Origin of the sequence: Sphingomonas paeninsulae, assembly GCF_003660165.1 — a bacterium.
Lineage (GTDB): Bacteria > Pseudomonadota > Alphaproteobacteria > Sphingomonadales > Sphingomonadaceae > Sphingomonas_O > Sphingomonas_O paeninsulae.
The window spans coordinates 1842017-1854517 of sequence record NZ_CP032829.1 but is presented as its reverse complement, the minus strand read 5'-3'; the positions used below and the strand labels follow the sequence as shown (position 1 = coordinate 1854517).

Sequence of the window (12501 nt, the reverse complement as noted above, 5' to 3'; positions counted from 1 at the left end):
AACTGTGACTGACGAACCCGAAGAAACCATGTGGGCTGGCCGTTACATAACGGCAAAACGGCGCGGAAAATGGGAATATGTCGGTCGGGCGCGCAACATCGGCGCGGCGGTGATTGTTGCCATAGCTGACGATCATGTGCTGCTCGTCGAGCAATACCGGGTGCCGCTACAGGCGCAGTGCCTCGAACTTCCAGCCGGTCTGGTCGGTGACGAAACCGAGGGCGAAGACATCGCCACCTCTGCGGCACGCGAACTGGAGGAGGAAACCGGCTGGCGGCCCGACCATATCGAACTTCTCGGCACATACGCCTCGTCGCCAGGAATGGTGTCGGAAACATTCACTCTTGTGAAGGCGCATGGTCTGACGAAAGTCGGTGAAGGCGGCGGGGTCGAGGGTGAGGACATCACCGTTCATCGGATCGCGCTGGCCGACGTGCCCGCGTTCATCGAGCGCAAGCGCCGTGATGGCATCGTGATCGACGTGAAGCTGTTATTGTTGCTGGGGCCGTCGATTTTCTAGACGGACACCAGACTCCAGCACCGCCTTACTTAAAATTGTCCGCATAAGTTTGCAGCTTCAACAACCGCTCCGGTGCCGGAATGACGTGCGCGGTGACCCCGTGCCGATCAGCATAGCTTTTCGCCGCTTCGACGGTCGGGAACGTTAACACGATCTGCCCGCGCGTATCGCCCGAACCTGCCCATCCGGTCAACGGATCGGGCTTCTTCGCCTCTATGGGTTCGAACTCCAATATCCAGTTGTCGGTGCCTGCGCGACCGGACTGCATGGCATTCTTGGGCTTTTGAAAGATGCGGGCGTGGCTCATGCGTGCCTCAATGCCGCAGATCACCGGTCCCTCGCAAGCGCCTTCTTGGTCTTGAGCGATGCGGCCGCTCCGGCCGGATCGTCGGGCCAGTTGTGCCGGGGATAACGCCCGCGCATTTCCTTTGCGACATCGGACCAGCTTCCCTTCCAGAAACCCGGCAAGTCACGCGTCGTCTGGATCGGTTTCGCACCCGGCGACGTCAGGCTGAGAACGAGCGGAACACCGTTCCCAATTGTCGGATGCGTCGCCAGCCCGAACAAAGCCTGCACCCGCAATTCCACGGTTGGCCCGGCAGGTGCCCCATAGTCGATGGCGTGATGCGTCCCCGCCAGCGACACGAATTCGCGAGGCGCGCGTGCGTTGATGGCCTGCTGGTCGCTCCAGTCGAGCAGGTTCAGCCAGCTCTGAATCAGCGTACCAGCGTCAATCTCTGACAGCCGCCGCTTCCCAACAACAAGGCCCGGCAGCCAGTCGTCCAGATGCTCGATCAGGGTCGCGTCATCAATGCCCGGAACGCCCGCAAACCCGGCCCGCGCCTGAAGCGCCAGCGCCGCTTCCGACAATGACAAAACCGACAAGCCATGAACACGCACACCCTCGACCAACGCTTCGGCAACAGCTTCACGTGACGCATCGAAAGGAGCCGAACTCAGCATAATGGCCCCAAACCGCCGCTCCCGCCGCGCCGTCACGCCCCCCGTCGCAGCATCGAACTTCAGCAATTCTTTGACGGCGATCCTATCGGCAAACAGGGCTTCCACTTCTCCACCGCTCAGCATCGCAGCCGACACGATCCGCGCCCCCGCCGCCCCCCTTGAGTTTCCGCCACGGCCAGCCATTCGGCACGAGCCAGTGAAGATGCAGGATCGAGCCGAAAGCCCCGCCCCCGACACTAATCCAGTCCACGCCATCCCCCGAACGCCGCTTTGCCACACGGTCCGGGAATGCCAGCGCAATGCACTGCCCCGCCCCACCGTCGCCGCGTCGGGCACCATCGGCCCAGCGATGCGCAATTGATCGGGCGGCTTCGGCGCGTTTGCCCCGGCCCCCCCGCCATCGCGACAAACGGGCATCGATATCGGTATCCGGGCCACCCAATCCCCGCTCGCTCAACAGCATCGCCACCTCTGCGGCCAACGCCCTGTCCTCCGCCGCGATCAGCATGTGCGCGAGGCGGGGCGGCAGCGGGATTGCCGCAATGGCTTCTCCATGCGCAGTCGGGCGGCCATCCTCATTGATCGCACCAAGCGTCAGCAATCGCCCGCGCGCCTCTGTAACGGCGGCATCCGGTGGCGGATCGATCCAGCGCAACGTACGCGGATCGGTCACACCCCAGATCGCACAATCGAGCGTGAGTGCCGACAAATCGGCTTCCATAATCTCAGGCGGGTCGAAACGCGGCAGGCCACCCGTCGCCGCCTCTTCCCACAAACGCACGGCCAGTCCCGGTCCCTGTCGCGCCGCTCGCCCTGCCCGTTGCGTGACCGCCGCTTGCGACGCGCGTTCGGTGACCAGCCGAGTCAGACCGGCGTATCGATCATAGCGCGGACGCCGGGCCAGCCCCGAATCGACCACGATCCGCACGCCATCGATGGTTAGACTGGTCTCGGCGATACTAGTCGCCAGAACGACTTTACGTCCTGGTGACGGCGCGATGGCGGCGCGCTGCGCTGCGGGATCGAGATTGCCGTAAAGCTTGTGGACCGCCACATCCGACGGCAATCGGTCGAGACGTTCGGCGGTGCGTTCAATCTCGGCAACGCCGGGCAGGAATGCCAGCAGCGAACCCTGATCGGACGCAATGGCGCTGCGGATTGCTCCGGCCATCGCGTCCTCGATCCGGTCGGATGCGCGGCCTGAATATCTGATTTCCAAAGGCCATGCGCGGCCTTCGCTTTCGATAACGGGCGCATCCATCAACGTCGCAAAGCGCGTGCCGTCGAGGGTCGCCGACATTGCCACCAAACGCAGGTCAGGACGCAGGCCGCTCTGCGCATCGAGCGCAAAGGCAAGCGCCACATCAGAATCGAGGCTGCGTTCATGGACTTCATCGAACAAGACCGCCGACACACCCGCAAGTTCGGGATCGGCCTGTATCCGATTGCGAAATATGCCTTCGGTCAGGACGAGGATGCGCGTCCGTGCGGACCGCTTCGAATCCATCCGTGTCGCATAGCCGATCGTTTCACCAACCCGTTCACCGCGAAGTTCGGCCATGCGTTCGGCGGCGGCACGGGCCGCGATCCGGCGTGGCGAAAGTAACAGAATTTCGCCCTTGCACCACGCCTCATCCAGCAGGGCAGGCGCGACGGCGGTGGTTTTGCCCGCGCCCGGCGGCGCGACAAGAACGGCATTGGACGATCCGCGCAGAACTTCGAGAAGTTCGGGAAGTACCGCGTGGATCGGGAGCGTCACCTTAGCCTTAATATGCTCGTGAGATCGCGAATTCGACAGCTTCGGTCAGCGCAGACTTGGCCGTTCCACGCGTAAACGGCCCCAGCGCGTCGATGGCACGCTGCCCGTAATGCCGTGCACGGGCGATGGTATCGTCGATTGCGCCGGTTTCGCGAACGAGTCGGATTGCGATAGCGAGGTCTTCGTCGGAAACACGACGTCCCTCGACCGCATCCTTCCAGAATTTGCGATCCTCGTCCGTCCCACGCGCATAGGCCAGAATGACGGGAAGCGTCATCTTGCCTTCACGGAAATCATCACCGACACCTTTACCCATCGTCTCCGCATCAGAGGCATAATCGAGCGCGTCATCGACAAGCTGGAATGCGATGCCAAGGTTGCGGCCATAGGCATCGAGCGCGAGTTCGACGCCATCATCACGCTCTGCAACGACGGCTGCGATCCGACAGGCAGCTGCAAACAACGCGGCGGTCTTTGCGCTGATGATCGCCAGATAACGCTCTTCGCCCAATCCGACCTGACGCTGGGCAGTCAATTGATTGACCTCTCCCTCTGCAATAACGGCGCTGGCATTCGACAGGATGCGCAGCACTTTCAAGCTGCCATCCTCGACCATCAATTCGAACGACCGGCTGAACAGGAAGTCGCCGACCAGCACGCTCGCGGCGTTGCCCCATATGATATTCGCGGTACGCCTACCCCGACGCAGGCCCGAACCGTCGACCACATCATCGTGCAACAGCGTCGCGGTGTGGATAAATTCCACACAGGCGGCGAGTTTGTGATGACGCGCGCCGCCATATTCCAGCAACTGCGCGCAGGCCAGCGTCAGCATCGGACGCATCCGCTTGCCACCGCCGGCGATCAAATGCCCGGCAAGTTCTGGAATCAGCGGTATTTCCGACTGCATTCGGTCGAGAATGACCTGATTAACATGACGAAGATCGCCCGCGACAAGTGCGACAAGCGCGTCCATCGAGGGGGCGGCGGTAGCATCACCTGAAATGCTGTGAAGGGTCGCGGTCATTGACAATTCCTGTGGCGCGCGGCTTCGGGTAAGGCAAGAGCGCGTTAAGGGTGGAGAGTGCCGATGACCGACGACAAGTTGCAGAAATATCGCGAAAGTATCGACAATATCGACGCCGCGCTGGTTTTCATGCTCGCGGAACGTTTCAAGGTCACGCAGGCGGTGGGCGCGTATAAGGCAACGACGGGGATGGCACCCGCCGACCCCGGCCGTGAAGCCTCACAGGTCGCGCGACTCAGGCGTCTTGCAGAGGACGCAAAACTCGATCCCGACTTCACAGAGAAATTCCTGCGATTCATCATCGACGAAGTGATCCGACACCATACGGGGATGCAAGCGTAATCGTGAACGTGCGATCACCAGCACTCATCGGCAACGAGGCCGTACGAACGCGGCTGGTGATATTCGTGCTCTTTATCGCTTTTGTTATTTCGGCATTCACAAGCGCTATTAGAAAAGACATCAGGGTGGGCTTCGACGAACTGGCCCATGCATCCTACGTCGCGGATTTACAGGCTCATCACGGACCGGTGCGTCTCGAACAATTGCGAATGCTCGATCCAAAGACCTTCACGTTCACATCGAAACCCAGCTACCTCAATCATGCCGATCCCTATTATCGGATGCTGGCGGTGATCGGGCCACGGATAGAGGGACATCCAGAAGCTCTGATTTGGCACAGAGCGATCAACGTCGTGGTCGTCACTCTCGGTTTGGCCTTGATGTTGTCTGCAATGATCTCACTCGCCAGGACCGTGGAAGAACGCCTCATCTTTGCTTTCGGTCTGGCGTGCATACCTGTGCTGCCGCAGATGGCCGGGTCGATCAACAACGACAATCTCGCATTTCTTGGTGGCGCACTTCTGATTTTTGGCGTCCAGCGATTTTTAAACAGATTTCGTACTGCCGATCTACTCATCGCAGGTTTTGGCGTCGTCATCGCCGCAGCCGCCAAACTGACGGGATTGATGCTCGCGGGCGGCTTTCTGGTCGCGGTAATGGCAATCGCCTGGGCTCATCGACTGGTAAACCGCAGGCAGATTGCGATCGCCATATTCTCCCTGTTGATCGCCGCCATACCTGCCATCGGCTTATGGATTGGCTATGGCAGCCCTGCACCCAATACCCCCGCGCAAGCAGCGTCTTTGCTGGACGGGGCAAGGATTACCGGCTGGGCCGACGAGCCACGGCTGGGCGCGATCGCTTATGTTTTTGAATTTCTACAGTCATTCGTGGCCGGATGGATGCCCATGCTGGATGCTCGATCGTCTTGGCACAGCGCGCTGCTGATCATACCGCTGACGGCAATTGGCCTCGCTGTGGCAGGGACAGGTTATTCGGCTCAATCGCTTTTCCGTGGACTGGGGGGCCGTGGGCCTGGGGATAGCACCATAAACTATCCGGCTATCGTATGTGCCGGTGCACTTGCGATTACAGCAACTATGATCATCCACATCGGCTTCAGTTATCAGCGCCATCTCGCGACCGGCTGGCTGATGGACGCATTCCCGCGATATTATTTGCCATTGATAGAGATTGTGCCGCTCGCGGGCGTCGCCTGTTTCAGAGGCATCGAACGCGAGAGTCTTCGAAAATTCGTCGCCGGTTTTCTCCTTATGTCGCCGTTCATTTTCCGACTGCTTGGGTAAATGTACGAGGCGCGGACGCCTCGCACATCTTAAACTTACCAGATTTTGACACGGTCTTTCGGGGCCAGATAATATTTCTGGCCGGGCTTCACGTTGAACGCCGTGTACCACGCGTCGAGGTTGCGCGCGACATAGGGGCGATAATTGCCTGGCGTATGCGGATCGGTGGTGATCTGCTTGCGGATCGAAGCTTCGCGCATCTTGGTCCGCCATACTTGCCCAAAGCCGAGGAAGAATCGCTGATCACCGGTATAGCCGTTAATGATCGGCGCGGGCTTGCCGTGGAGCGACAGGTGATACGCGTTATAGGCGACGTTCAGGCCCGCCAGATCGGCCATGTTTTCGCCAAGCGTAAGCTCGCCATTCACATGAGCGCCCGCAACGGGTTCATACTCGCCATATTGCTTGACGACGCTGTCGGTCAGCACCTTGAACCGGGCAATGTCAGCGGCGGTCCACCAGTCGTTCAGATTGCCTTTGGGATCGAACTTGCGGCCCTGATCGTCAAAGTGATGGCTGATCTCATGCCCAATCACCGCCCCGATCGCGCCATAGTTAACTGCGGGATCAGCGTTGGGATCGAAGAACGGCGGCTGCAGGATGGCCGCCGGGAACACGATTTCGTTCATCGGCGGATTAGCATAAGCGTTCACCGTCTGCGGCGTCATGCCCCATTCGGTGCGGTCCACGGGCTTGCCGATCTTGTTCAGATTGCGCTGAAATTCGAATTCGTTCGCGCGGATCGAATTCCCATATGCATCCCCCGCCACGATATTCAGCGTCGAATAATCGCGCCATTTGGTCGGATAGCCGATCTTTGGCGTGAAAGCGGCCAGTTTGATGCGCGCCTTTACCTTTGTTTCGGGTGCCATCCATGTAAGACGCTGCAACCGGGCATCCATTGCCGTAGTGATATTACGGACGAGTTCGTCGGCCTTCGCCTTGGCTTCAGGCGGGAAATAGCGCGCGACATACAGTTCGCCGACCGCTTCACCCAGATCGCCATTGACCTGATCCACACCACGCTTCCAACGATCCTTCAACTGCGGCGTGCCCGACAGGACAGTGCCGTTAAACGCAAAATCTTCCGCGACAAAAGCCTTGGTCAACAGTGGCGCTGCGCTGGCGAGCGTGTGGTAGGTGAGATATTCTTTCCACGTTGTGATCGGCGTTTCGCCAATGATCTTTGCAGTCGCGGTGACTGAAGACGGCTGCTGGACGATGACCCGCTTTTCGCCACCCAAACCAACCGCAGAAAGCCATGCAGCCCAATCCACGCCGGGCATGGTCTTGACCAGATCGGCTGTTGCGACGGGATTATAAAGCTTCTCGACCTGCCGCTCCTCTGCTCGACTCCAGTGAACCTGCGCCAGACTGTGCTCGAGCGCATAAATCCGCTTGGCGGCGCCGTCTGGATCGGTTTGCCCGGCAAGGCGCAGCAGCGCCGCGATGTGTGCGACATATTTGGTCTGGATCTCCGCCGATTTGGCGTCCGTTTTCAGATAATAATCGCGGTCCGGCAGACCAAGGCCACTTTGACCCAGCCACGCCGCGTAAATCGTATTGTCCTTCAGATCCTGCTCAATATCAAAGCCGAGCGGGCCGGTGACACCAATCCGGTCGTCTTTGCCGAACATCCGCGCCAGATCGCTGGGTGTGGCAATAGCGGCGATGGCATCAAGCTGCGGCTTTACCGGCGTAATGCCTTTCGCTTCAATCGCGGCCTCGTCCATGAAAGCTGCGTAAGCCAGTCCGATTTTCTCGCCCGAGCTACCCGGCGCATTTTGCGTTTTGGCCGAATCCTCGATCACCGCGCGGGTGCGTTGATCGGACAGGTCGCGCAGGATATTGAACCCACCCCAGCTCGACCGGTCAACGGGAATTTCGGTCGTCCGGTTCCAGGTTCCGTTTACGTAGCTGTAGAAATCGTCGCCCGGCAGGACCGTCTTGTCCATCGCGGCAAGATCGACGCCGAATGGCACAAATTGTGGCTGGTTAGTTGTAACAGGAGTGGTCGCGGGGGCCGGAGCAGGAGGGGCGGTGAGACCAGGCGTAGCGATAGAAACGATGGCCGCCAGTGAGGCGGTCGTGAACAGAACATATTTCATCAAATTGCGACTCCGAATTCAGAGGATGGCCAGTTTCTGCTCCTCGATTCAGTGTCAGGCAAGGTCAGGCGACCACAGGCAGCCGTAAACGCACGAGCAGACCGCCAAGGTCTTCACTTTCGTCGGCGGTCACCGAACCGCCATAGATTTCAGCAACATCGCGCACGATTGCGAGGCCGAGGCCGGTGCCGGGCTTGCCACTATCCAGCCGCACGCCGCGGTCGAATATCCGCGTGCGCTCGGCCTCGGGGATACCGTTGCCGTCGTCCTCGACCTGAAACTCCACAAACTTGTCATCACGCACGACGGTAACAAAAACGCTGCCGCCGCCGTACTTGGCCGCATTCTCGACCAGATTACCGAGCATTTCATCCAAATCCTGCCGTTCGACATGAACCGATGCATGTTTCTCACCCGCCATGTCGATACGAACATGGCCATAAAGCCGCCCCACCGCGCGTTCGACGGCCTGCAAAGACAGCCAAGCTTCGGCCCGGCTGTGCGCATGTCCACGCCGCCCAACAGCACGCGCTCGGGCAAGGTGGTGATCGACCTGTCGACGCATAGTCGATGCCTCACGGATCACGGTATCGGCCAGATCCGGACTGCGCGCTGTCGCGGCATTCATTACCACGGTCAGCGGTGTTTTCAGCGCATGGGCAAGGTTGCCGGCGTGCCGACGCGCCTCTTCCGCCTGCTTTTCATTATGTTCGAGCAGGCCGTTCAACTCGTCGACAAGCGGCGCGACTTCCTGCGGCAACCGATTCTGTTCGATGCGCTGAGCCTGCCCCGAACGCATCGCAATGATCGCCTGTCGCAGTTTCCTGAGCGGCCATAATCCGTAAAACGTCTGGAGCGTCGCCATCAGCAACAGCCCGAGTGCCAACAGCGCAAAACTGCGGACCAATGTCTTGCGAAGCATCAGTATCTGCGAATCGATGCCATCGCGGCTCTGTGCCACCTGAAACCGCCAATTCGTCGCCGACAACGGCAGACGGATATCGCGTTCTACGATACGCAACTTCTCGCCGCCTAACTGCGTGCTGTCATAAAAGTGCGGCGACATGTCATCATGATTGCCGCCGGGCAAAAGTGCATGATCCCACAGCGACCGCGAACGAAACGGTTCCTGATTCTTGCCGGTAATCTGCCAGTACAGCCCGGAATTCGGCTCCAGAAATCGCTGATCGCCGAGGGGCCGGTTCAGGCGCACTTCGCCATCGGGGCCGGTCTCCGCACTGGCGATCATCGCGGTCAGGACATAGTCGAGCTGATCATCGAAGTTCTGCGTAATCGCGTTGGCAAGGATGCGGTCGAGCGCAACACCACCGCCGAGCAGCAGGATGAAAATCCACGCCGCCGCAATGCCGATCATCCGCCGGGAAAGCGAGCCCGTAGACCCCCTACGCTTCCGGGGAAGGGTTGGGGCGGGGATCGTATCTCCTTTGGGAACAGCGCCAGTCGGCGCGGGCGCGTTCCCCACCCCTGCCCCTGCCCCAACAAAGGTCAGGGGCTTTTGGTCAGTGTCAGCCAACAGGTTCATCGAGGCTGTAACCAAGCCCGCGAATCGTCGTGATTACATCGGGGCCCAGCTTTTTGCGGATACGCGTCACGAACACTTCGATTGTATTCGAATCACGGTCGAAATCCTGATCGTAGATATGCTCGATCAACTCGGTGCGGCTCACGACCTTGCCCTTGTTATGGAGCAGGTAACTGAGCAACTTATATTCCTGTGCGGTCAGTTTAACTGGCTCACCCGCCAGAGTGACCCGGCCCGAACGCGTGTCCAGCCGAACATCGCCCGCCGTCATCTCCGACGACGCATTGCCAGAAGCACGCCGGATCAGCGCACGCAGCCGGGCGATTAACTCCTCGGTCTGAAACGGCTTGGCGAGATAATCATCGGCTCCGGCATCGAGACCCGCAACCTTATCCGACCAGCTGTCGCGCGCAGTCAGCACCAGTACGGGAAACGTCCGGCCTTCCTTGCGCCAGCGATCCAGCACGGTCAGCCCATCGATCTCCGGCAAACCCAGATCGAGGATGATTGCATCATAACTCTCGGTCGAGCCGAGATAATGGCCGTCCTCGCCATCCGTCGCCAGATCGACCGCGTAACCCGCACCTTCCAGCGACGTCTTGAGCTGCGTGCCCAGCGTCGGCTCGTCCTCGACGATCAGCAACCGCATAGTCTTCTCCCTGTTTCTAATCGCCAGCGCGACCGACGATCGCACCCGTGCGACCATCGACATCGACCCATATAACAGAGCCGTTGCGCATGAATTTTAATCGGTAACGGCCCATGCCGCCATCGTATTCGGCACCAATATAATCCGCGCCGCGCCGCTTCATCTGAGGCACGATGGCACCTTCGATATCGCGGAGCGGGCGGAGATCCCCGGCCTTACGACCACGAAAAGCCTCATCCTGATCGGCCTGATGACGCTGTGCATAGGCTTGCGGAACCCCAGACAGGGTGGACAGGGCAAGACTGGCAAAAAGGAGCTTCATCGGTGTCATTGGCTTGTGGCATAGGCATGCGGTATTGAACAGGCTGTGAATAACTTGCGGGACGGCGCGCGGGCGGGCATGGCGGCGCGCAAGCATTCCAGAACAAATCCGTCCCCCCTCCCCCGCCCCTTTCGCGTCTGCGATGGGCGAGAAGAAAAAGTATATGGCCGCAGCAATCCTCGCATTCGAAAATCTTGGCATCATTCAGGGGTCGGGCTGGCTTTTCCGCCATCTCGACATCCATATCGCGCCGCGTGATCGGCTGGCGCTGATCGGGCGGAATGGCGCGGGCAAGACGACCTTGTTCAAGCTGCTGGCGGGTATCGTCGAATCGGACGAGGGGCGGCGGACGGTCGTTCCGGGCACAAAGGTTGTGCTGCTCGACCAGGAACCGTCGATGGTCGGCCATGCGACATTGATGGATTACGCAATGGCTGGGCCTGATGCGCCCGACGTTTATGAAGTCGAATCGATCGCTCATCAGATTGGCATCGACATGACGCGTGAGGCGAGTTCGGCCTCGGGTGGTGAACGTCGCCGTGCGGGTATCGCGCGCGCGCTGGCGATGAACCCCGACGTGTTGTTGATGGATGAGCCGACCAACCATCTCGATCTGGCGGCAATCGACTGGCTTGAGGATTGGCTGAAACGATTCAATGGCGCGTTCATCGCGATCAGCCATGACCGCACATTCCTGACGCGCCTGACCCGCGCGACCTTGTGGCTCGACCGTGGCGGCATCCGGCGCAAGGACATCGGCTTCGGCGGGTTCGACGCGTGGACCGAGCAGGTTTTTGCCGAAGAACAGCGCAATGCCGAACGCCTTGATGCCAAATTGAAACTGGAACTGCACTGGCTGGAACGCGGCGTCACCGCGCGGCGCAAACGCAATCAGGGGCGACTGGCGAAACTGGGCGAAATGCGCGCCGAACGGGCCGCGATGCTCGGGCCGCCGGGAACCGCCAAGCTGGGGCTGGTCAGTGACGATGTTCGCACCAAATCGGTGATCCGGGCGGAGCAGGTTTCAAAGTCGTTCGGTGGCAGAGAGATCATCAAGGACTTCTCGTTGAAAATTCAACGCGGCGACCGCATCGGCGTGGTCGGCAGCAACGGCGTTGGAAAGACCACTTTGCTGAAACTCCTGACTGGCGAACTTCAGCCCGACAGCGGCAAGATCATCCTCGCGAAAACCTTGAACGCCGTGGTGATCGATCAGCAACGCAGCTTGATGTCGCCTGAAAAAAGCGTCCGCGAAGTCGTGGCTGACGGTGGCGACTGGGTCGATGTGCGCGGGGTCCGAAAACATATTCAGGGTTATTTGAAAGAGTTTATGTTCGAACCGAACATCGTCGATGCGGCGATCAAGACTCTTTCGGGCGGAGAGCGTTCGCGTTTGTTGCTTGCGCGCGAATTTGCGCGGCCATCGAACCTGCTTGTGCTCGATGAGCCTACCAACGATCTCGATCTGGAAACACTCGATCTGTTGCAGGAAGTCGTTGCCGATTATGACGGCACCGTCCTGATCGTCAGCCATGACCGTGACTTCCTCGATCGGACGGTGACGATCACCCTGGGTCTGGATGGCAGCGGCAAGGTCGATATCGTCGCGGGCGGCTATGCCGATTGGGAAGCCAGGCGCGCCGAAAATGCCGGTGGCGGATCGAAAAAAAAGAACGCTTCAAAGCCCGTAGCGGTCGAAGCTCCAAAGCCCAAGACCAAACTGACATATATCGACCAGCGCGATTACGATGGCCTGCCCAAAAAGATCGAAAAGATCGAGGCCGCGATAGTGCGCGACGAGGAGTTGTTGGCCGACCCTGACCTCTACACCGGAAACCCGGCGAAGTTCGCGGCGTTGAATAAGGCGATCGATGCCGCGCGGGTTGAACGCGACAAGGCGGAAGAACGCTGGCTGATGCTCGCGGAAAAAGCTGAGGGATTGAGTTAGAGATCGAGCGTTA

Annotated in this window: 10 protein-coding genes and 1 pseudogene; 4 read left to right on the top strand and 7 right to left on the bottom strand. The window is 59.8% G+C overall.

Annotated features, from left to right (window positions below; genetic code table 11):
* The first annotated feature begins 4 nt into the window (after nucleotides 1–4).
* Entirely contained in the window at nucleotides 5–520 is a 516-nt protein-coding gene (locus D3Y57_RS14525; protein ID WP_239025864.1) for an NUDIX hydrolase, read from the top strand.
* A 25-nt stretch (nucleotides 521–545) separates the two neighbouring features.
* Here D3Y57_RS14525 and D3Y57_RS14520 read toward each other — a convergent pair whose 3' ends face one another.
* From D3Y57_RS14520 to D3Y57_RS14510, 3 genes and pseudogenes are all read right to left on the bottom strand, one after another.
* The gene (locus tag D3Y57_RS14520; RefSeq protein WP_121155991.1) at nucleotides 546–827 is read right to left on the bottom strand and encodes an ETC complex I subunit; all 282 of its coding nucleotides are present in this window, start codon (nucleotides 825–827) and stop codon (nucleotides 546–548) included.
* Nucleotides 828–847: 20 nt separating this feature from the next.
* A pseudogene (gene hrpB, locus D3Y57_RS14515) lies at nucleotides 848–3254 on the bottom strand (ATP-dependent helicase HrpB).
* Nucleotides 3250–4269, bottom strand: coding sequence for a polyprenyl synthetase family protein (locus tag D3Y57_RS14510; protein ID WP_121153713.1), 1020 nt, complete (start codon nucleotides 4267–4269; stop codon nucleotides 3250–3252). The pseudogene hrpB and the gene D3Y57_RS14510 overlap by 5 nt, the downstream one beginning before the upstream one ends.
* Before the next feature lie 63 nt (nucleotides 4270–4332).
* Between D3Y57_RS14510 and D3Y57_RS14505 the strand changes: the two genes are divergently transcribed.
* Nucleotides 4333–4611, top strand: coding sequence for a chorismate mutase (locus D3Y57_RS14505; RefSeq protein WP_121153711.1), 279 nt, complete (start codon nucleotides 4333–4335; stop codon nucleotides 4609–4611).
* Nucleotides 4612–4736: 125 nt separating this feature from the next.
* Entirely contained in the window at nucleotides 4737–5918 is a 1182-nt protein-coding gene (locus D3Y57_RS14500; RefSeq protein ID WP_162987140.1) for a hypothetical protein, read from the top strand.
* A gap of 35 nt (nucleotides 5919–5953) precedes the next feature.
* On the opposite strand, the gene D3Y57_RS14495 is transcribed toward D3Y57_RS14500, so the two are convergent.
* From D3Y57_RS14495 to D3Y57_RS14480, 4 genes are all read right to left on the bottom strand, one after another.
* Nucleotides 5954–8026 (bottom strand): M13 family metallopeptidase, encoded by a 2073-nt coding sequence (locus D3Y57_RS14495; RefSeq protein WP_121153707.1) that lies wholly within the window; start codon nucleotides 8024–8026, stop codon nucleotides 5954–5956.
* A 64-nt stretch (nucleotides 8027–8090) separates the two neighbouring features.
* On the bottom strand, nucleotides 8091–9401 hold the full coding sequence (locus tag D3Y57_RS14490) for a sensor histidine kinase (protein WP_121153705.1): 1311 nt from the start codon (nucleotides 9399–9401) through the stop codon (nucleotides 8091–8093).
* 151 nt (nucleotides 9402–9552) lie between these two features.
* Nucleotides 9553–10218, bottom strand: coding sequence for a response regulator transcription factor (locus D3Y57_RS14485; RefSeq protein ID WP_121153703.1), 666 nt, complete (start codon nucleotides 10216–10218; stop codon nucleotides 9553–9555).
* Nucleotides 10219–10234: 16 nt separating this feature from the next.
* The gene (locus D3Y57_RS14480; RefSeq protein ID WP_121155989.1) at nucleotides 10235–10540 is read right to left on the bottom strand and encodes a hypothetical protein; all 306 of its coding nucleotides are present in this window, start codon (nucleotides 10538–10540) and stop codon (nucleotides 10235–10237) included.
* A gap of 163 nt (nucleotides 10541–10703) precedes the next feature.
* Between D3Y57_RS14480 and D3Y57_RS14475 the strand changes: the two genes are divergently transcribed.
* Nucleotides 10704–12488 carry an ABC-F family ATP-binding cassette domain-containing protein gene (locus D3Y57_RS14475; protein ID WP_121155987.1) on the top strand — a complete coding sequence of 595 codons (1785 nt, stop codon included), beginning with the start codon at nucleotides 10704–10706 and terminating at the stop codon, nucleotides 12486–12488.
* Nucleotides 12489–12501 lie beyond the last annotated feature (13 nt).

Excerpts from the sequence above, each read along its gene's own strand:
- D3Y57_RS14520 (WP_121155991.1), bottom strand. The coding sequence starts at position 827 with ATGAGCCACGCCCGCATCTTTCAAAAGCCCAAGAATGCCATGCAGTCC.
- D3Y57_RS14510 (WP_121153713.1), bottom strand. The coding sequence starts at position 4,269 with ATGACCGCGACCCTTCACAGCATTTCAGGTGATGCTACCGCCGCCCCC.
- D3Y57_RS14505 (WP_121153711.1), top strand. The coding sequence starts at position 4,333 with ATGACCGACGACAAGTTGCAGAAATATCGCGAAAGTATCGACAATATC.
- D3Y57_RS14495 (WP_121153707.1), bottom strand. The coding sequence starts at position 8,026 with ATGAAATATGTTCTGTTCACGACCGCCTCACTGGCGGCCATCGTTTCT.
- D3Y57_RS14490 (WP_121153705.1), bottom strand. The coding sequence starts at position 9,401 with ATGATCGGCATTGCGGCGGCGTGGATTTTCATCCTGCTGCTCGGCGGT.
- D3Y57_RS14485 (WP_121153703.1), bottom strand. The coding sequence starts at position 10,218 with ATGCGGTTGCTGATCGTCGAGGACGAGCCGACGCTGGGCACGCAGCTC.
- D3Y57_RS14480 (WP_121155989.1), bottom strand. The coding sequence starts at position 10,540 with ATGAAGCTCCTTTTTGCCAGTCTTGCCCTGTCCACCCTGTCTGGGGTT.
- D3Y57_RS14475 (WP_121155987.1), top strand. The coding sequence starts at position 10,704 with ATGGCCGCAGCAATCCTCGCATTCGAAAATCTTGGCATCATTCAGGGG.